Source organism: Kribbia dieselivorans NBRC 106261, from assembly GCF_001552435.1.
Taxonomy (GTDB): Bacteria; Actinomycetota; Actinomycetes; order Actinomycetales; family Dermatophilaceae; genus Kribbia; species Kribbia dieselivorans.
In genome coordinates, this window is the sequence record NZ_BCRE01000024.1 from 1 (window position 1) to 18,591 (window position 18,591).

Annotated in this window: 18 protein-coding genes; 11 read left to right on the forward strand and 7 right to left on the reverse strand. The window is 68.5% G+C overall.

Features of this window, described 5'->3' with window-relative positions:
- Positions 1–52: 52 nt before the first annotated feature.
- Positions 53–1,459, reverse strand: a complete 1,407-nt coding sequence (locus KD1_RS02235; protein ID WP_068396908.1) for an NAD(P)H-quinone dehydrogenase — start codon at positions 1,457–1,459, stop codon at positions 53–55.
- Between the two features lie 46 nt (positions 1,460–1,505).
- Between KD1_RS02235 and KD1_RS02240 the strand changes: the two genes are divergently transcribed.
- Positions 1,506–2,357, forward strand: coding sequence for a purine-nucleoside phosphorylase (locus KD1_RS02240; protein ID WP_068396911.1), 852 nt, complete (start codon positions 1,506–1,508; stop codon positions 2,355–2,357).
- Positions 2,354–4,084 carry a phospho-sugar mutase gene (locus tag KD1_RS02245; RefSeq protein WP_083541942.1) on the forward strand — a complete coding sequence of 577 codons (1,731 nt, stop codon included), beginning with the start codon at positions 2,354–2,356 and terminating at the stop codon, positions 4,082–4,084. Before KD1_RS02240 ends, KD1_RS02245 begins: the two co-directional genes overlap by 4 nt.
- Here KD1_RS02245 and KD1_RS02250 read toward each other — a convergent pair.
- The gene (locus tag KD1_RS02250; RefSeq protein WP_157073115.1) at positions 4,077–4,742 is read right to left on the reverse strand and encodes a hypothetical protein; all 666 of its coding nucleotides are present in this window, start codon (positions 4,740–4,742) and stop codon (positions 4,077–4,079) included. The genes KD1_RS02245 and KD1_RS02250 overlap by 8 nt on opposite strands.
- An 80-nt stretch (positions 4,743–4,822) precedes the next feature.
- Here KD1_RS02250 and deoC point away from each other — a divergent pair, with 80 nt between their 5' ends.
- Positions 4,823–5,602: a deoxyribose-phosphate aldolase gene (gene deoC / locus KD1_RS02255; protein ID WP_068396917.1), complete on the forward strand. Its 780-nt coding sequence runs from the start codon at positions 4,823–4,825 to the stop codon at positions 5,600–5,602.
- Positions 5,603–5,617: 15 nt separating this feature from the next.
- On the opposite strand, the gene KD1_RS02260 is transcribed toward deoC, so the two are convergent.
- From KD1_RS02260 to KD1_RS16100, 3 genes are read right to left on the reverse strand one after another with little or no spacing between them, the layout of a single operon-like run.
- Positions 5,618–6,754 carry an adenosine deaminase gene (locus KD1_RS02260; RefSeq protein ID WP_068396920.1) on the reverse strand — a complete coding sequence of 379 codons (1,137 nt, stop codon included), beginning with the start codon at positions 6,752–6,754 and terminating at the stop codon, positions 5,618–5,620.
- Positions 6,754–8,037, reverse strand: coding sequence for a thymidine phosphorylase (locus KD1_RS02265; RefSeq protein WP_068396923.1), 1,284 nt, complete (start codon positions 8,035–8,037; stop codon positions 6,754–6,756). Before KD1_RS02265 ends, KD1_RS02260 begins: the two co-directional genes overlap by 1 nt.
- Positions 8,034–8,480 (reverse strand): cytidine deaminase, encoded by a 447-nt coding sequence (locus tag KD1_RS16100; RefSeq protein ID WP_245627241.1) that lies wholly within the window; start codon positions 8,478–8,480, stop codon positions 8,034–8,036. Before KD1_RS16100 ends, KD1_RS02265 begins: the two co-directional genes overlap by 4 nt.
- A gap of 130 nt (positions 8,481–8,610) precedes the next feature.
- On the opposite strand from KD1_RS16100, the gene KD1_RS02275 reads away from it, so the two are divergent.
- Both KD1_RS02275 and KD1_RS02280 read left to right on the forward strand, forming a co-directional pair.
- Entirely contained in the window at positions 8,611–9,738 is a 1,128-nt protein-coding gene (locus KD1_RS02275) for an XRE family transcriptional regulator (RefSeq protein ID WP_068396926.1), read from the forward strand.
- Positions 9,731–10,282, forward strand: coding sequence for a PIN domain-containing protein (locus KD1_RS02280; RefSeq protein ID WP_068396930.1), 552 nt, complete (start codon positions 9,731–9,733; stop codon positions 10,280–10,282). The genes KD1_RS02275 and KD1_RS02280 overlap by 8 nt, the downstream gene beginning before the upstream one ends.
- 10 nt (positions 10,283–10,292) lie before the next feature.
- Here the strand turns inward: KD1_RS02280 and KD1_RS02285 are convergent, their stop codons facing one another.
- Positions 10,293–11,498, reverse strand: coding sequence for an amidohydrolase (locus KD1_RS02285; protein WP_083541946.1), 1,206 nt, complete (start codon positions 11,496–11,498; stop codon positions 10,293–10,295).
- A gap of 190 nt (positions 11,499–11,688) precedes the next feature.
- Between KD1_RS02285 and KD1_RS02290 the strand changes: the two genes are divergently transcribed.
- The 3 genes from KD1_RS02290 to KD1_RS02300 are packed head-to-tail and all read left to right on the forward strand — an operon-like array spanning position 11,689 to position 14,665.
- Positions 11,689–12,726: a TRAP transporter substrate-binding protein gene (locus KD1_RS02290; RefSeq protein ID WP_068396933.1), complete on the forward strand. Its 1,038-nt coding sequence runs from the start codon at positions 11,689–11,691 to the stop codon at positions 12,724–12,726.
- A complete protein-coding gene (locus KD1_RS02295) occupies positions 12,723–13,385 on the forward strand; it encodes a TRAP transporter small permease (protein ID WP_068396936.1) in 663 nt (220 codons plus the stop codon). The genes KD1_RS02290 and KD1_RS02295 overlap by 4 nt, the downstream gene beginning before the upstream one ends.
- The gene (locus KD1_RS02300) at positions 13,382–14,665 is read left to right on the forward strand and encodes a TRAP transporter large permease (RefSeq protein WP_068396939.1); all 1,284 of its coding nucleotides are present in this window, start codon (positions 13,382–13,384) and stop codon (positions 14,663–14,665) included. Before KD1_RS02295 ends, KD1_RS02300 begins: the two co-directional genes overlap by 4 nt.
- 72 nt (positions 14,666–14,737) lie before the next feature.
- Here KD1_RS02300 and KD1_RS02305 read toward each other — a convergent pair whose 3' ends face one another.
- Entirely contained in the window at positions 14,738–15,499 is a 762-nt protein-coding gene (locus KD1_RS02305; protein WP_306307002.1) for an IclR family transcriptional regulator, read from the reverse strand.
- 97 nt (positions 15,500–15,596) lie between these two features.
- On the opposite strand from KD1_RS02305, the gene KD1_RS02310 reads away from it, so the two are divergent.
- The 3 genes from KD1_RS02310 to KD1_RS02320 are packed head-to-tail and all read left to right on the forward strand — an operon-like array spanning position 15,597 to position 18,582.
- A complete protein-coding gene (locus KD1_RS02310; RefSeq protein WP_068396941.1) occupies positions 15,597–16,799 on the forward strand; it encodes an MFS transporter in 1,203 nt (400 codons plus the stop codon).
- Positions 16,800–16,846: 47 nt separating this feature from the next.
- On the forward strand, positions 16,847–18,052 hold the full coding sequence (locus KD1_RS02315; protein ID WP_068396944.1) for a CaiB/BaiF CoA transferase family protein: 1,206 nt from the start codon (positions 16,847–16,849) through the stop codon (positions 18,050–18,052).
- Positions 18,053–18,111: 59 nt separating this feature from the next.
- Complete coding sequence (locus tag KD1_RS02320; protein WP_217995776.1) at positions 18,112–18,582, forward strand: nitroreductase/quinone reductase family protein; 471 nt, start codon at positions 18,112–18,114, stop codon at positions 18,580–18,582.
- Positions 18,583–18,591: the final 9 nt, after the last annotated feature.

Genomic DNA, 18,591 nt, shown 5'->3' on the forward strand with positions numbered 1-18,591 from the left:
GGGGGTCGGGGTGTCACTCGACGGGGGTGTCACTCGGCGAAGGTGGTTGGCGTTACTCGGCGATCTGATGCAACCGGCGCGCCGCCTCGGCGACGGTCCCGCTGAGCGACGGATACACGGTGAACGTGTCGGCGACCTGATCGACACTGAGCCGATTCTGCACGGCCAGCGCGATGGGGAAGATCAGTTCCGACGCGCGCGGGGCGACGATGACCCCACCGAGCACGATCCCGGAGCCCTTGCTGCAGAACATCTTGACGAACCCCTCGGAGATCCCGAGCATCTTGGCGCGCGGGTTCATCGCCAGCGGCATCATCACCTGGTCGATGGTCGTGACCCCCTCGGCGTCCTTCTGCTGCAGCCCGACCGTGGCGATCTCCGGGTCGGTGAACACGTTCGCGCTCACCGCGCCCAACCGCAGCGGCGCGACGGCATCGCCCAACGCGTGCGACATCGCGATCCGACCCTGCATCGCCGACACCGACGCGAGCGCGAACACCCCGGTGCAGTCACCGGCGGCGTACACTCCCCGCACCGACGTGCGCGAGACCTTGTCCACAACGATGTGCCCCGACTCGAGCAGGTCCACGCCGATGTCCTCGAGCCCGATCCCACGCGTCTGCGGCACCGCACCGACCGCGACGAGCACGTGACTGCCCTCGATCTCGCGCCCGTCCTCGAGCTTGACGATGACGCCGTCGCCGGTGTTCCGCGCTCCGGCCGCGCGCGAGCGCCCGAGCACCGTCATGCCCCGAGCGCGGAACACGTTCTCGATCACCTCGGCGGCGTCCTGATCCTCGGCGGGCAACACGCGCTCGCGCGACGACACGAGCGTGACCTTCGCCCCCAGCCCGAGGAACCCCTGCGCCAGCTCCGCACCCGTGACACCCGATCCGACGACGATGAGGTGTTCGGGCAGGGACTTGAGGTCGTAGATCTGCTGCCACGTCAGGATCCGCTCGCCGTCGGGTTCCATCGTCGGCATGACCCGCGGCGTCGCCCCGGTGGCCACGAGCACGACGTCGGTGTCGAGCACCTCCTCCTCACCATCGGAGGAGATCGCGACGACCCGCGTCGGGCTGACCAGCCGGCCGCTGCCGCGGATGATCCGCACCCCGTCGGCCTCGAGACGGTGGGTGATGTCCTCGCTCTGCTGCCCGGCCAGGCCCATGACGCGCGCGTTGATCTCGGCGAGGTTGGCCGAGGCGTCGGTGACGTCCTCCCCGGCGGCGTCCTCGAGGTGCAGACCGAGGTCGGCGGCGGTCTCGAACTCGGACATGTAGTCGGCCGTGGCGATGAGCGCCTTGGACGGCACGCAGTCGGTCAACACCGCCGCGCCGCCGAGGCCGTCGCGGTCGACGATGGTCACCTGGGCACCGAGTCGCGCGGCCACCAGCCCGGCCTCGTACCCGCCTGGCCCGCCACCAAGAATGACCACTGAAGTCGCTCGCGCATTCACGCCCTACATCCAACCACTGACCGGGCCTCTGGGTACGCTCGACCCCGTGACACGTCTCGCCGATCCATGGGCCGACTCGACCACCGATCCGCTCGAGATCGCACAGCAGGCCGCGAAGGTCATTGCCGGAGCGTCGAATGCCGCTTCCCACGACATCGCCGTCGTCCTGGGGTCGGGGTGGCGCGAGGCCGCCGACCTGATGGGCGAGGTGCGCGCGGCGATCCCGAACGGTGACGTCCCGGGCTTCGCCCCCGCCGCGGTCGACGGTCACGACGGCCATATCCGTTCGGTGGCCATCGCCGGCGATCCGGAGCGTCGTGCCCTCGTCTTCGGCACGCGCACGCACCTCTACGAGGGGCGCGGCCCGGCCGCGGTCGCCCACACGGTGCGCACCGCCGCGGCGGCCGGCTGCACCAGCGTCGTGCTCACCAACGGCTGCGGGTCGCTGCGGCCGCAGTGGGCCCCGGGCACACCGGTGCTCATCGCCGATCATCTCAACCTCACCGGCGCGACCCCGCTGGTCGGCCCGGCGTTCGTCGACCTCACCGACGCGTGGTCCCCGCGCCTGCGGGCGCTGGCCCGCGGCATCGACCCCACCCTCGAGGAGGGGGTTTACGCCCAGTTCCCCGGCCCGCAGTACGAAACCCCGGCGGAGGTGCGCATGGCCAGGGTGCTCGGCGCCGACCTGGTGGGCATGTCGACGGCCCTCGAGGCGATCGCGGCGCGCCACGTTGGGCTGGAGGTGCTCGGCATCTCACTGGTGACGAACGCGGCGGCCGGGCACGGCGCTCCGCTCGCGCATGACGAGGTCATCGCGACCGGCCAGGCTGCGGCGCAACGCTGCGGGAACCTGCTCAGCGCCATCGTCACCGCGATCGCCGCAGGTGACCGGGCGTGACTCCGCACCCGGCGGACTACCGCGGCCGCCACGTCGCCGGCGACGCCCAGTCATCCCCCGAGGGTCTCGACGAGCTCGTCAACGTCGCGCAGTGGTGGATCGACGACGATCCGGACCCCACCACCCGCGACGAACTGCGCTCCGTCATCACGTCCGTGCGCGCCGGTGACGAGGGTGCCGCCGACGACCTGGCCGATCGCTTCTCCGGCATGCTCGGGTTCGGCACGGCGGGGTTGCGTGGTCGCATGGGCGCCGGCCCGAACCGCATGAACCGCGCCGTCGTGCTGCGCGCCGCGGCCGGGCTGCTCGGATATCTGCTCGAACGGGTCGACGGCGGCGACGCAGCGGTGGTCGTCGGGTTCGACGCGCGGCATTGCTCCGATGAGTTCGCCCGCGACACCGCCGCCGTGACGACCGCGTTCGGCGGGCACGCGATGGTCCTCGGGGAGCCGTTGCCCACGCCCGTGTTGGCCTTCGCGATCCGGCATCTCGGCGCCGATGCCGGGGTCATGGTCACCGCCAGCCACAACCCGGCCAGCGACAACGGGTACAAGGTCTATCTCGGTGACGGTCGCCAGATCGCGCCACCGACCGACTCCGAGATCGGCGAGCACATCGATCTCGTGGCGAGCGTGAAGTCCGTGCGCCGCGCCGACGACGGCTGGAACACCCTCGACGGTGAGGTCACGCAGGCCTACCTCGACGCGGCCGCCGCGGTCGTCGAACCCGGCACCGCGCGGGACGTGCGGATCGTCCACACGGCGCTGCACGGGGTCGGTGACACGGTCATGGGCGAGGCGTTCGCGCGGGCCGGGTTCACCGACGTCGTGGCCGTGGCCGAGCAGCGGCAGCCGGATCCGGATTTCCCGACCGTGGCGTTCCCCAACCCCGAGGAGCCCGGTGCGCTCGACCTCTCGCTGGCGACGGCGGCCCGCGTCGGCGCGGACCTCGTCGTCGCCAACGACCCCGACGCCGACCGGTGCGCGCTGGCCGTGCCCGACGGTGGCGGCTGGCGGGTGCTGCGCGGTGACGAGATCGGTGCGATCCTCGCGTCGCGGATCATCGTGCGCGGGGTTGCCCCGGACGAGTGCTTCGCCTCGACGATCGTCTCGTCACGCCTGCTCGCCGCGATGTGCGCGCAGGTCGGGGTGCGTCACGTCGAGACGTTGACCGGGTTCAAGTGGATCTCCCGCGCGCCCGGGCTGCGCTACGGCTACGAGGAGGCGCTCGGGTACTGCGTCGACCCGGGCCACGTCGCCGACAAGGACGGCATCACCGCGGCGCTGCTCGCGGCCGAGATCGCGGCGATCCTCAAGGCGGAGGGGCGCGGGCTGCTCGACATCCTCGACGACCTGCACGCGCAGCTCGGGGTGCACCTGACCGATGCGTACGCGGTGCGGGTGGCGGACCTGTCGATGATCGATCAGATCCTGGAGCGGCTGGGGGCGGCGGCGCTGACGCAGATCGCGGGCGTGCCGGTGGCGCGGCACGATGACCTGTCGGTGGGGGTCGACGGGCTGCCGCCGACCGAGGGGTTGCGCTGGTTCCTCGCCGACGGATCGCGGATCGTCGTCCGGCCGTCGGGGACGGAGCCGAAGCTGAAGGTCTACCTCGAGGTGATCGAACCGCCCACCGGACGTGCCGACCTCGCCGCGGCGCGGGCGCGTGCGGGAGCCAGGCTCACGGCGCTCCGGAACGCGGTCGAGCCGTTGACCTCGCTCAGCTGACGAACGTCCCGACGAGCCACACGATCACGGCCACGAGCCCGAGGGCGGCGATCGCGACATTGAGCCAGTTCCACGTCACGACGGTCGGCGCCTCGGAGGGCGGTAGCTCACCTTCGACGACGGCCTCCACCCACTCCGCCTTGGCCTGCTCAAGGATCTTGCCCACCTCACCGGGCGTCACGCGCGGGCGGGGCCGCTCCGCCGGCGGCGCGACGTACTCCCCTGCCGGGCCGAACAGCCGGGTCCGCCCGAGCACCGGGTCGCCGGTGCCGGAGCCCTCGACCGCGGCACGACGATCGATCTTGGCGGCGATCCCGAAGGCCTCGTGCGTCCCGTGCTCCGACCAGACCTGCAGCGTCCACTTCGACGCCGTCCCGTCGTAGCGGTTCCACGGCACCGACACGGTGCGCAGCGGATTGTGGATCCGCACCCCGCCCAGATGCACCGTCAGTCGCGGCCAGGCCAGTGTCAGCCAGGCCAGACACGCCAGCGCCACGAGAAGTGCGGTACCCGCAACGCCGATTTCTCCGTAGATGAGGAGATACACAGCAAATCCCAGCGCGAACAGCACGGCAATGATCCCCCCGACCACACTCCCCCATTGCCGAAACGTCACCACGGGTGCGTCCCACTGTGTGGACGGGTCGGGGATATCCATTGCCCTAGCCTACGTCGCGCGCATAAATGTCCGGTGAGCCGTAACCCCCATTCAATGCCGCACTAGGTTAGGTTTGCCTTATGACTCCTGATCCACTCTTTGCTCCGGGGTCTGCGTTGACCGCACAGAGCGTCGCGGACCTCATCGATCACGCCATCCTCAAGCCCGACCTCACCTCCGCCGAGGTGCTCGTCGAGATCAACACCCTCCGACCGACGCAGGTGTGGAGCGTGTGCGTCCGTCCCTGTGACATCCCCCTGGTCACCTCACACGGTTGGCCGACGAAGGTCACCACGGTCATCGGCTTCCCCCACGGTTACGACTCGACCCAGGCCAAGGTCGCCGAGGCCGAGCAGGCCCTGGCCGACGGCGCCACCGAGATCGACATGGTCGTCAACATCGGGTGGCTGCGCGGCGGTGAGGACACCGCCGTCCGTGACGACATCACCGCGGTCGTCGACGCGGCCTCGCGCCTGCACGTGCCGGTCAAGGTCATCCTCGAGACGGCCTACCTCGACAACGACATGATCATCGCCGGTTGTCGCGCCGCAGCCGATTCCGGAGCGGCGTTCGTCAAGACCTCGACCGGGTTCGCCGGGGGCGGGGCCACCCGTCATGACGTGGCGTTGATGCGCGAATCAGTGCCGGAGTGGGTCGGCGTCAAGGCGTCCGGCGGGGTGCGCGACCTCGACACCCTGCTCGACATGGTCGCTGTCGGCGCCACCCGCATCGGAACGTCGAGTTCACTGGCGATCCTGCACGAGGCGTCGCGACGCGCGGCAGAGGGTCGACTGGTCATGCCGGTGCGACGCTCCGACAAGCAGCTCGGCGACACCGACGCGCCCCAACCGGCGTACTGAGCCGCACGACGCTCCTCAGGCGCCCAGCGCGGCGTACCCGGGTTTGATGACGTGATCGATGAGCGCCAATCGCTCATCGAACGGCAGGAACGCCGACTTCATCGCGTTGATCGTCACCCATTGCAGGTCGGCCATGGTCCACCCGCATTCGCGCACGAGCGCGCCCATCTCCTGGGTCATGGACGTCGCGCTCATCAGCCGGTTGTCGGTGTTGAGGGTCACCCGGAACCGCAGCGCCTTGAGCAGCGTGATCGGGTGTGTCGCAATGGATTCCGCGGCGCCGGTCTGGACGTTCGAGTGCGGGCACATCTCCAGCGGAATGCGCCGATCACGCACATAGGCGGCCAGACGCCCGAACTCGACCCGACTCGGCTCCGCCAGGGCGTCGTCGAGGCGAGTCATGACCGGAGCGCCGTCGAAGGTCAGGTCGTCGACGATGCGCACGCCGTGGCCGAGCCGGTCGCAGCCGCAGAGTTGGATCGCCTCCCAGATGCTCGGCAGCCCGTATGCCTCGCCGGCGTGGATGACGAAGTGCGCGTTCTCGCGGCGCAGGTACTCGAACGCGGCGAGGTGGCGGCTGGGGCGATGCCCGGCCTCGGCGCCGGCGATGTCGAAGCCGGCGACCTCGTCATCGCGGTACTGCACGGCGAGTTCGGCGATCTGGCGGGCGTGGTCGGCGTGCCGCATCGCGGTGAGGATCGTGCGTACCCGGATGCGCTGCCCCAACGCCGCGGCCTCGTCCTCCCCCGCCCGGAACCCGGCGTTGACCGTCTCGATGATCTCGGGCAGGGTCAGCCCGCCGGTCAGGTGCAGCTCGGGCGCGTATCGCACCTCGGCGTAGATGACACCGTCGTCGGCGAGGTCGAGCACGCATTCACGGGCCACCCGGTGCAGCCCGTCGGCGGTCTGCATCACCGCGACCGTGTGCTCGAACGTCTCGAGGTAGCGCGGCAGCGACCCGGAGTCGGCGCTGTCGCGAAACCACAGCGCCAGTCCCATTGGGGTGCGCGCCCGGCCGTCGACGGGCAGGCGGTGACCGGCCGCGGCGGCGAGGTCGAAGACGGTGGTGGGGCGCAGTCCTCCGTCGAGGTGGTCGTGCAACAACACCTTCGGAGCGCGGTGAATCAGGTCGCGCGTGGGCGCGGCGGTCATCACGCGATCCGGTCGATGATCAGCGGGCGCGGCGTGGAGGCGTCCGGGCCGATACGCCAGGCGGAGTCGAGTGCGGCCAGGGCCCGCTCGAAACGCTGCGGTTCGTCGGTGTGCAGGGTCAACAACGGCGCTCCGACCGTGACGGGGTCGCCGGGTTTGGCGTGCAGTTCGATGCCGGCCGCGGGGTGGACCGCGTCCTCCTTGCGGGCGCGTCCGGCGCCGAGGCGCCAGGCCGCGACACCGACGGCGCGCGCGTCGAGGGTCTGGAGCACACCGCGCTCCGTAGCGGTGATCGTGTGGGTCACGCGGGCGGTGGGCAGGGGCGCGTCCGGATCACCGTGTTGGGCCGTGATCATGGCGCGCCAGCGGTCCATGGCGCGGCCGTCGGACAGGGCCGCGCGCACCTCGTGGCCGTCGCGCCCGGCCGCGGTGAGCATCTCGTCGGCGAGGGCGCAGGTGAGGTCGACGACGTCGGTGGGTCCGCCGCCGGCGAGCACCTCGAGCGCTTCGCGGACCTCGAGCGCGTTGCCGACGGTGCGCCCGAGCGGGGTGTCCATGTCGGTGAGCAGGGCGACGGTCGTCACGCCGGCGTCGGTGCCCAGATCGACCATGGTGCGCGCGAGTTCGGTGGCCTCGGCGCGGGTGGCCATGAACGCGCCGGAGCCGACCTTGACGTCGAGCACGAGCGCGGACGTGCCCTCGGCGATCTTCTTGCTCATGATCGACGACGCGATCAGCGGGATCGACTCGACGGTGCCGGTGACGTCGCGCAGTGCGTAGAGCTTCTTGTCGGCGGGGGCGAGGTCGTCACCGGCCGCGCAGATCGCCGCTCCGACATCGTCGAGTTGACGGCGGAGCTCGGCGGTGGTCAGCTCAGCGCGCCAACCCGGGATCGATTCGAGCTTGTCGAGCGTGCCGCCGGTGTGGCCCAGGCCGCGGCCGGAAAGTTGTGGCACCGCGACGCCGAAGGAGGCCACGAGCGGGGTCAGCGGCAGGGTGATCTTGTCGCCGACGCCGCCGGTGGAGTGCTTGTCGGCAGTGGGGCGGGTCAGGCCGGTGAGGTCGAGGCGGCGCCCGCTGCGGATCATCGCGTCGGTCCAGCGGGCGATCTCGCGGCGGGTCATGCCATTGAGCAGGATCGCCATCGCCAGGGCGGCCATCTGTTCCTCGGCGACGCTGCCGCGGGTGTACGCGTCGATGACCCAGTCAATCTGCGCGTCGGACAGGGCGCCGCGGTCGCGTTTGGTGCGGATGACGTCGACGGCGTCGAAGGTCTCGCTCATGGGGTGATTGTGCCGCGGGCGGGGTGGTTCGGGTCGAGGTGCTCGGGGCCGAACGCGAGCGGCAGCAGGGCGGTCATCGTCATCGGGCCCTGCGGGGTGAGGACAAGGCAGTCCGGGCCGCCGTGTTCCCAGAGCAGTTGGCGGCAGCGGCCACACGGGAGGATCGTCGTGCCCGCCCGGTCGACGCAGGTCACCGCGGTCAGGCGTCCACCGCCGCTGCGGATGAGGTCGGAGACCATGCCGCATTCGGCGCAGAGCCCGACCGGGTACGAGGCGTTCTCGACGTTGCAGCCGGTGACGATGCGGCCGTCGTCGGCCAGCCCGGCCGCGCCGACGGGGTAATCGGAGTACGGCGCATAGGCGGAGTGCATCGCCTCGATCGCGGCGGCGGTCAGGGTGGGCCAGTCCACGGCGGAGCGCGGTTGGGGTGCGTCAGCGGTCACGTCCAGTCTCGTTTCTCGTGCGCTCGTGGTCAGGGTGGGCGTCAGTTCGCCACGGTTCACCACCCTGTCATGCCGGGATTCTTTGCCACTCCCCTGTGCAAGGTTGAGTAGATGTGCAAAAATCCCACACATGGACAAGGTGGTGCTCGGTCAGCGACTCGCGGAGGCACGTGACGTTGCCGGCATGACGCAGGAGAGCGTCGCGCGCGCGGTGGGACTCGAACGAACGGCCATCGTTCACCTCGAGAAGGGCGAGCGCAACCTGCGGGTGCCGGAACTGGTTCAGATCTCTCAGGTCCTCGGTCGACCGTTGTCATACTTCGTCGAGGCTCCGGTACCGGCCGCGGTCAGCCGTCGATCCGCTCCGCACGCGACGCACGATTCCACCAAGGCATTGGACGTGGAGGTCGACCAGTTCGCGGCAGACCTTCGCGGTCTGGTCGACCTCGGCCTGGTGCCACCCAGTGACCGCGACCACGGTCTACGCGTTCCGAGGACGCATCACGAGGCCGAAGTCGTCGCCACGAGCGTGCGCGATCGAACTGGCCTGGGCTCGGGACCGATCACTGATCTGGGACGAACGTGCGAGCTCTTGGGGCTGTACACGTTCGCAGCGAATTTCGGGGAAACGGGTCCTGATGGCGCGTGCGTGGAAGTGGAGTCTGCATCCAGTGGCCGCGCCGGAGCCGCAGTGATCAATGGTGCCGCCGGCTCCGGTCGCCGCCGAATGACGTTGGCGCACGAACTGGGGCATTGGCTGTTCGGCGATGCCTACGATGCGCAGGCATCATTGGGCAGCGAACGGATGATCAACTCGTTCGCCATTCACTTTCTTGCACCGCGGGCCGGCGTCAGCGCCGTGTGGAGAGATCACCGCGAATGGCCGATACACGATCGTGCCTTGGCCGTCGGCGCCGTATTCCGTTTGAGTTGGACGGCGACCATCTCGCAGCTGCGCAATGTCGAGCTCATCTCGCATGACGAACGCGAGCGCCTCGCCGCGTACCACCCGCGCGCAGGTGACTACCTGCGACTCGGATTGTCGTGGAACGACGAGATCAATGCCCCCTATCTTTCTCCGGCTTTCATCGCCGCCTGTCTGACCGGCTACACCTCGTCGAAACTCAGCGAGGCCAGGGTGCTGGAGCTCCTGCGCGGTGTCCTCGACGCGGACGACCTCCCTGCTCTGGCGCCACCCTCGATGGATGCCTACCGCAGTTCGTTCCAAGGCCACCCGACAGCGACATCGGATGCCTGACGCGCGTACCTGGGTCACGGACACCAGCGTCTACACTCACCTCTGCCGCGCCGGCCACGTCGAGATTCTTGAGCGTCTGGCCCCCGGCGGTGTGGTGCTCGTCCCTGATGACGTTCGCGTCGAGATCGAGAATGGAAGAGACCGCCACCCCAATATTCCGGATCCCAGTTCCACGGCATGGGCCCAAGTCACCGTTCTCACCGAGGACGAGGTCTGGACCCAACTCGCCGTCAAAGCTGCGCTGGCGGGAGGCCCCGAGCAGCACCTCGGGGAGTGCGCGGTCATCGCCTGCGCCAAGCATCGCGGTTACACCGCCCTCATGGATGACCGCGAGGCAATCACCCAGGCCGAGGTCCACAAAGTGCAGTGGCACGACACCCTGTGGCTCGTCATCGAGGCCCATCTGACCCTGCCGGGATACAACCGGGATCATACGATTCGCGTCGTTGACGACCTCTTGGACACGGGCATGTATCTACCGTTCGACTCCGGTGAGAGCGTCTTCACTTGGGCCTACCAAGAAGGCCTTCTTCCGCGGGAGTGATTTGCCGCGCTCACGCCAGGGGCACGCAGGCCAGCAGCCGCGCACCTGCTCCGATGGCGCCCTCATCGACGATGAGGTCACCCTGGTGCAGGTCATAGACGCGCCCACTCGGCGACTGCGTACCCAACCGCACCAGCGCCCCCGGCACCTCGCGGAGAAGCCAGCCGAAGTCCTCCCCACCGAGCGACTGGTGTGTCGGCTCGATCTCCAGGCCCGCGGCCATCGCCGCCCGCCCGACGACGGCCACCGCGGACGGCGCGTTCACCACCGGGGGAACTCCGCGAACATGGTCGACCTTGACCCGCACCGCATAGGGCGCCGCCACCTGTTCGACGACCTGCTCGAAGACCTCACCGAGCCGGTCCCACACCTCGGTGTCGAGGATCCGCAGGGTCCCGGCCACCTCGCCGTGCGCCGGGATGACGTTCGGCGCGTCCCCCGCACGCACCCGACCCCACACGACGGAGGCCACCGCCCGCGGGTCCACCCGCCGGGAGAGCACCGCGGGCACCTCGGTGAGCACCTTCGCCAAGGCGAACGTCACGTCCTCGGTGAGGTGGGGGCGTGAACTGTGCCCGCCACGGCCGGTCAGCCGCACGGTCACCTTGTCCGCGGCCGCGGTGACCGGCCCCTCACGCAGGCCGATCGCCCCGACGGGCACGGTCGGATCGACGTGCAGGGCCATGGCGCCATCAACCCCTGCCAGCACGCCGGCGTCGCGCACCGCGATGGCTCCGCCCGGCATGACCTCCTCGGCCGGCTGGAACAGCACGCGCACCGCGGTGTCGCTGTCATCCAACGCGGCCCGGTGCTCATAAAGCGCCAGCGTTGCCCCCAATAGCGCTGCGGCATGCACGTCGTGCCCGCACGCGTGACACACCCCGTCGACCGTGGAGGCCCAGTCCAGCCCGGTGCGCTCCTTGACCGGCAAGGCATCGATGTCCGCGCGCAGCAACAACCGCCGTCGCGGTGACGCCGGGCCGAAGTCGGCCACCACGGCGGTCGGCAGTCCGACGTCCTCGAGGCTGCGCGCCGGCACCCCGGCCGCTGCGAGTCGCTCCCGGATCCGGGTGGAGGTCCGACTCTCCTGCCAGGACAGCTCGGGGTGGGCGTGTAGATCGCGCCGAAACTCGAGCAACTCCGGCAGCAGCGCATCAACGGTCTGCAGCACGGGAGACCGGTCGGTGGTCTGCGCAGGGAAGGGCACGGTCGTCATGGTGTTCCGACGTTACCGCCCCGCTGGACCAGAGCGTGGAAGGACCTTGACGTGGGCGCCCTGGTCCGCCTAAAGTCCCACCGATCGTTCCGTATATACGGAAACCGTTCCCTAACTAAGGATGATCATGGAACCCAGGCGACGACAACGAGGTTTCGCCCGCCGACCCAGGCTTCGAACCGTCGGCGGCGTGCTCGCTTCCTTCTCACTCATCGGCCTCCTCGGCGCCTGCGCAGGCGGAGCCACCGCGGCCACCGGCAACGGTGACCACGTCACCATCAAGATTGGAGACAGCTTCTCGGCGACTCACCCGATCGGCCGCAGCGGCACCAAGGTCTTCCTCGAGACTCTCCAGAAGCAGGGCCCGGAGGCCGGTCTCGAGATCGAGTACTTCGCCAGTGGTCAACTGGGCAAGCAGCGGGACATGCCGGCGCTGCTGCGCACGGGCGTCGCACAGATCGCGGCCGTGTCTCCCGCCTACGTCGGAACCCAGTTGCCCGCTGCCAATGTGGGAGACCTGCCGGGTTTCACCGAGGACTCCTGTGTCGGAGCCACCGCCATGCGCACGATCATGTCCGAAGGGACCACCCTCTTCGAGAAGGAACTGCGACCGAATGACATCCGGCCGTTGTGGGTCGCCTACATCCCCGCATACGAGGTGCTGGGTTCCGACTTCAGCGTCTCCAGCCCCAAGGACGTCGAGGGGACCATCCTGCGTTCCACGGGCGGCGCGGCAGACCGAGTCGTCGATGAACTCGGAGCGGCGGGCGTATCGATGCCGATCGGAGATCTGTACGAAGCCGTCTCCCGCGGCACCGTCCAGGGGACTCTCGCAAGCCCCATCAGCATCACGCCGTACAAGCTTGAAGAGGTCATGAACTTCTCGACCCTCGGCGCGCGTCTGGGTTCATTCACCGTCACCTACTCCACATCCCAGAAGCTCTGGGAAGCGCTCGACGATGATCAGCGAGCGGTGCTGGCGAAGGCCGCCGACCGCGCACAGGGTGCCGCGTGCAAGGAGATCAACACCTCCCTGGAGACCTCGCGGCAAGCCATGCGGGACGCGGGCGTGAAGTTCGTCCCCGTCGATTCCGCCACCCGCCCCCAGTGGGAGGCCGTCGCAGCACCGGTCCGCGAGAAGTGGGTTCGCGATCTGGAAGCCAGCGGACATCCAGCCCAGCAGGTCCTTGCCGAGTTCGAGGCCGCACTGAAGGAGGCCCAGAAGTGACCGACACCGAGGTCGTCCACGATCCCTATCGCCACGGCACCGCTCGCCGAACGCTCTTTGGCTACGAGACCAAGGACCACCCGCGACTCGACCGGATCCAGAACGGCATCTCCGCGATCTGCGCCTCCATCGCCGGACTGGCCGTGGTCCTGATCGTCATCTTGACCGTCGCGGAGGTCGTGACCCGAACCCTGTTCAACCACCCCCTTGGTTGGAACGTCGGCTTCGTCGAGCAGTACCTCATGGTCGCAATCGCGTTCTTCGGCACCGTGACCGCGTACCGGGCCGGGGCCCACATCGCCGTCGCCACGGTGTTCAACGCCTTCCCCGGCCCCGTCCGGAAGGCAATCCTGCTCTGCGTCCACCTGATCGTGCTGGCAGGTCTTCTCCTGCTCGTCTTCGGAGGAGGTCGTGCGGCGGCCTTCTCCCTGAGCATTCACGAGGCCCCACCGCCCGGCATGGCCGAACTGCCCTGGCCGACGTGGTGGTGGAAGTCCATCATTCCCGTCGCGGCAACCCTTGGTGCCATCGTCGTCGCCATCGACGCCGTCCGCGAGCTCACCTCGCCGTGGTCGGCGCCGTCAACCGACTACGAACCCGGTGACCCGAACGCAGACGGCGACCCCTTCGCCCACAACCGCCCCGGAGCCGAATCATGATCGCGCTGCTCATCATCCTGCTGTTGCTCGTTCTCATCCTGCTGCGAGTACCCGTCTCCTTCGCCGTTCTCACGGCGGGCGCCCTCGGTCTGTGGTTGGTCGCCGGAACGCCGACCCTCGACGGTGTGATGCAAACCGCACCGGCCACGGCCGTCATGAGCTACTCGCTCTCGGCCGTGCCCCTCTTCATTCTGATGGCCCAGTTGATCCTGCTGTCTGGGTACCTGGACTCGCTGTTCGACGCGGCCCGCGCGCTCGTCGGCCAGGTCCGGGGAGGCACGGCCTCCGCCTCCGTCGCGGCTGGCACCGCCTTCGCAGCGGTCTCGGGCTCCTCCACGGCGTCCGCCGCCACCCTGGCCCAGACGTCAACGGTTCAGATGATCCGTGAGGGTTACTCGACCCGAACGGCAGGCGGCCTCGTCGCGGTGGTCGGCACCTTGGCCGCCATGATCCCGCCGTCGATCATCTTGGTGTTCTACGCCATCACGGCCGAGGTCAGCGTGGGCACGCAGCTCGTCTCGGGATTCTTCCCGGGCATCCTCATCGCGATCGTCATCATCGCGACGATGTACGCCGGGCTGCTGCGCAACCCGGATGCAGCACCGGCCGGCCAGAGCTCAACCTGGACGGAGAAGCGACAGGCCGTCGTCGAGGCCGCACCACTTCTGATCGTGTTCATCATGGTGGTCGGTTCGATCTACGCCGGTATTGCCACCCCCACCGAAGCTGCTGCGTTGGGCTGCCTGGCCGCCTTCGTCCTCGTGGCCATCAAGCGGCGCGTCAGTGCATCCGGGCTCACCCACGCCGTCGTCGAGACCGTTCAGTCAACCGCGATGATCTTCGCCATGATCGTGGGTGCCCACGTGTTCGGGCACTTCCTCACGGAGACTCGAGTCACTCCCAAACTGGTCGCCTGGGTCGGCGATTTGGCAGTTCCCGGCCTGGTGATCATGCTGTGCGTGGCCGCGGTCTACGTCGTGCTCGGGTTCTTCATGGACCAGATTGCGATCATTGCCCTGACCGTGCCGGTCGTGTTGCCCCTCGTGGAATCCCTCGGGTACGACCCGATCTGGTTCGGCGTCTTTGTGGTCATGCTGGCCGAGGTTGGCATGGTGACACCACCCATGGGCCTGAACGTCTTCGTGGTCTCCCGGTCGGCGAAGTTGCCACTGCATGACGTCTTCGTTGGGGCCTTCCCCTATGTGGTGTCCATCCTGCTGCTGGCGGTGGTGTTCCTGCTCTTCCCCCAGATCGTGCTCTTCATCCCCGAGTCCATGTGATCCACCGTGGACGACCGCCGCTGGCCGACCGGCCCGTCCCGAGACCGCACCCGGCTCGGATGGACCGGTCGGCTAGCGCAGACCCCACTCCGTGGCGTGCCGCACGAGGATCTCGACCAACTCGTCACGCCTGGGCGCAATGGTCGTGGCATCGCCGATGACACCCACCGTGGCGATCGTCATTCCATCCTCGCGAAGGGCAACCGAGATGCCGTCACCTCCGTCGCGGGCAGCTCGGGGGGACGCACAGATCCCCGTGCGGCGAATCTCCTCCAGTTGACCGAGGAAGGCCTCGACGCGAGGGGAATCATCCTCAGGCAGACCGTTGAGGAGTGTCCAGATGTCCCGGTTCTCCTTGTCCGCCAGCAGCACCCAACCCGCAGAAGTGCGCAGCAGCGAGCGGCGCAATCGGTTCTCACCGAGATAGGCATACACCGGGTCCGAGGAGACGTGGTCCACGTAGAACAAGGAGTCCCCCACCATCGCCGACAACGCCGTTGTCAACCCCGTCTCTGCGTGCACCCCAAGGAGCTGATCGTGACTGACCTTCGTCACCGGCGGTCTGCCGGCAATGACATTGAGGAGGTAGGGGGCCGCACCCAAGCGATACACCCGGTTGCGCTCTTCCAGGTAGCCCGTTGCCGCCAGACCATTCACGAGACCGTGCGTGGAACTGACGGGAGCGCCGAGTTCGGTGGAGATCTCGGTCAATGTCAAGCCCTCAGGTGCCCTCGCTACCATCTCCAGAATCGCTGCCACCCGATCGACCATGCGATGTCGAGGACGTGGCTTGGCGCCGCGGACGTCAGGATCAGCAGGTGTCATGAGGCACATGATACAGCTGAATACATATATCCGTACTCCGCTACCTATATCGGTGCCGTGGGGTGGCCGACCCAAACTTTCCGGATCGCCGGATCCTAGCCGCCTCATGAATCCCCTGTTCCGAATTTTCGTCGCCGCCGTGCTCGTCAATGGCGTGTACGACGCCGCGCGCATTGCGGTGTCCTATCGGGTTCTGGCGCTCGGAGGCGATGCCACCTCCGTCGGCGTCGTCGCGGCAACCTTCTCGCTGCTCCCCATGCTGTTCGCCCTGCGGATCGGCGGCTGGGTCGATGCTCGTGGAGGTCGCGGCATGCTGCTCGCGGGTATCGCGGTCAGCGCCACAGCGTCGGCCGGATTGGCTGCGACGTCAGCGGTGTGGGCCCTGGCGGTCGTGAACACCGCACTGGGATTGGGCCAGATCATGACCATGATCGGCTTTCAGGGGCTGATCATGGAGTTGACTCCCCCACATCGGCACGTCCACGGCTTTGCAGCCTTCACCCTGGCGGTGTCGATCGGACAGACCATCGCCACACCGTTGGCGGGGTTGGCCCTTCAGCAGTCCACGGGCGGCCTCCGTGGCGTCGTGGACACCTCCCCAACACTCCTGTGCTTGGCGGCGACCCTCGTAGCAGCCATCCCGTTCGTCATCTCCGTCCGCTCGACGCGAACCGATGTTGCCCGCCGGCAGATGGCCAGCTCTTCCGATGCGCTCCGGCTACTGGCCCGCCCCGGGATGCCGGCCGCACTCTTCTCCGCACTCGTGGCCATCACCGGCTTCGACATCATCGCCGCGTACCTTCCGGTCGTCGGCGAGCGCGTTGGACTGGGTCCCATGGTGGTGTCGATCCTGATCACCGTGCGGTCCGCCTTCTCGATGCTGGCCCGGGCGGCCATGCCCCTCGTGCTGGCGCGGTGGACCCAGCGCAGCGTCCTGATCATCGCTCCCATCGTGGCCGCACCGGCGTGCGCCGTGGTCGCCCTGACACCGAATGCTTGGACCCTGGCCATTGCGCTCGCCACTCTCGGGTTCTTCTGGGGAATGAACCAACCCGTGACCATGACCTGGGTGACGGCGGTCGCCCCCAGCCATGCTCGCGCCACCGCCCTGTCCCTTCGCCTGGCCGGCACGCGTGCAGCCCAGGTCGGGATTCCCCTCGCCGCCGGAGCGCTGGCGACGATCACCGGCCCGGCCGGCGCGTTCTGGCTGGTCTCCCTCCTCAGCGCTGCCGCGGGTGCCACCTCAACGCTGGCCCTTCGTCGCCATGCGGTCCCAGCCCTCCAACACCGCCCCACCGGTTCACGGTGATTCACCCCGACCCGGCTCATCCGACCGGGCGTCAAGAAAGGACGACCATGAACAACGACAATTCCGACACCACCGAGGGAGCCCTGACGGGGCTTCGGGTCATCGACCTCTCTCGTGTGCTGGCCGGCCCGCTGTGCGGTCAGATGCTCGCCGACCACGGGGCCGACGTCGTCAAGGTGGAACCACCGAACGGTGACGAGACGCGTTGGTGGGGACCGCCGTTCGTTCGGGAGGACCACGCGGCATACTTCGACCAGCTCAATCGAAACAAGCGGAACATCTCCGTCGACCTGCGGACGGAGACCGGTCAGACGCTGCTCAGGAGGATGCTCGCGGACGCCGATGTGCTCCTGGAGAACTTCAAGGCAGGCACGTTGGCCCGGTGGGGTCTGAGCGATGACGTCATCCGCGAGGAGTTCCCGCAGCTGATCCACTGCCGCATCACGGGATACGGCGTCGACGGACCACTCGGCGGAGCACCGGGGTATGACGCTGTGCTGCAGGCGCTTTCGGGGCTGATGAGCATCAACGGCGAGGCTCACGGGCCGGACATGCGCATCGGGATTCCTATCGTGGACGTCATCACCGGACTCAACGCGATGAACGGGATCCTGCTCGCCTTGCAGGCTCGGGCTCGCAGTGGCCAGGGGCAGTTGGTCGACCTGGCCCTTCTCGACAACGCCATGTCGATCCTCATCCCTCACGCCGGGAAGTGGTTCGCCACGGGCGTCACCCCCGAGCGCACGGGAGTGGCTCACCCGACGATCGCCCCGTACGAGACCTTCCAGTGCGCCGACGGTCCCTTCTTCATCGGAGCGGGCAACGACCGGCAATTCCGTGCGCTCACCGAGGTCCTGGGGGCCCCGGAGATCGGCGACGACGAACGGTTTGCGCGCAACGAGGATCGACTCAACAACTCACCCGAACTCCGCGCTCGACTCGGCGCGCTGACAAAGACGTGGCTTCGCGACGATCTTTCGGCGGCCTTGCGCGCAGCCGGTGTGCCAGCCGGTTCCGTGAACACCGTGGGAGAAGCCCTCGACATGCCACAGGTGCATCACCGCAACATGGTTGTGAAGGCTCCCGGTTACCGCGGCGTCGGGATCCCCGTCAAGCTCAGCGCCACCCCCGGTCAGGTCAACTTCGGCCCAAGGACCCGCGGCGCCGACAACGCGGAGGTACTTCGTGAGATCGGCTACGACGACGACGCACTTGCCGTCCTTCGCAAGGACAAGGTGATCAGCGAGGCGTGACCGACCCCGGACTGCGTCAACCACGTGCGGGGTGGCGGCGTTTGGGCAAGAGTGGAGACATGCTGCTGTCAGACGACATGGCCCGGTGGATGTATCGCGGCGCCGGGCCGAACGCCGTCGCCCGGGTCCTCAACGGTCTGTGGTCGAAGATCGGCGCTTCCGGTGTCACCCGCGGCGTCGTGACCCGACTGGAGGTGCGCGGCCGCACCTCCGGCGACCCCGTCACCTTTCCCTTGATGCCGGTCCGGGTGGACGGTGAGTTCTACCTCGTGGCCATGCTCGGCGAGCGGGCCCAGTGGGTCAAGAACGTCCGGGCCGCCGACGGGCACGCGGTGCTCATCAGCGGTCGGCGCCGCCCGGTGCACCTCGTGGAAGTGCCATCGTCGCAGCGGGCACCGATCATCAAGGCCTTCCTGCGGCGAGCGCCGGGCGGCCGCCCGCACATCCCCGTGGACAAGGAAGCGCCGCTGGCCGACTTCGAGCCCATCGCCTACCAGATCCCGGTCTTCCGGGTGACATCCCCCGAGTAGGGTCGAATC

Coding starts and splice junctions, on each gene's coding strand:
- KD1_RS02315 (WP_068396944.1), top strand. CDS start 16,847: ATGAACAACGACAATTCCGACACCACCGAGGGAGCCCTGACGGGGCTT.
- deoC (WP_068396917.1), top strand. CDS start 4,823: ATGACTCCTGATCCACTCTTTGCTCCGGGGTCTGCGTTGACCGCACAG.
- KD1_RS02310 (WP_068396941.1), top strand. CDS start 15,597: ATGAATCCCCTGTTCCGAATTTTCGTCGCCGCCGTGCTCGTCAATGGC.
- KD1_RS02280 (WP_068396930.1), top strand. CDS start 9,731: ATGCCTGACGCGCGTACCTGGGTCACGGACACCAGCGTCTACACTCAC.
- KD1_RS02265 (WP_068396923.1), bottom strand. CDS start 8,037: ATGAGCGAGACCTTCGACGCCGTCGACGTCATCCGCACCAAACGCGAC.
- KD1_RS02260 (WP_068396920.1), bottom strand. CDS start 6,754: ATGACCGCCGCGCCCACGCGCGACCTGATTCACCGCGCTCCGAAGGTG.
- KD1_RS02250 (WP_157073115.1), bottom strand. CDS start 4,742: ATGGATATCCCCGACCCGTCCACACAGTGGGACGCACCCGTGGTGACG.
- KD1_RS02300 (WP_068396939.1), top strand. CDS start 13,382: ATGATCGCGCTGCTCATCATCCTGCTGTTGCTCGTTCTCATCCTGCTG.
- KD1_RS02320 (WP_217995776.1), top strand. CDS start 18,112: ATGCTGCTGTCAGACGACATGGCCCGGTGGATGTATCGCGGCGCCGGG.
- KD1_RS02285 (WP_083541946.1), bottom strand. CDS start 11,498: ATGACGACCGTGCCCTTCCCTGCGCAGACCACCGACCGGTCTCCCGTG.
- KD1_RS02275 (WP_068396926.1), top strand. CDS start 8,611: ATGGACAAGGTGGTGCTCGGTCAGCGACTCGCGGAGGCACGTGACGTT.
- KD1_RS02305 (WP_306307002.1), bottom strand. CDS start 15,499: ATGTGCCTCATGACACCTGCTGATCCTGACGTCCGCGGCGCCAAGCCA.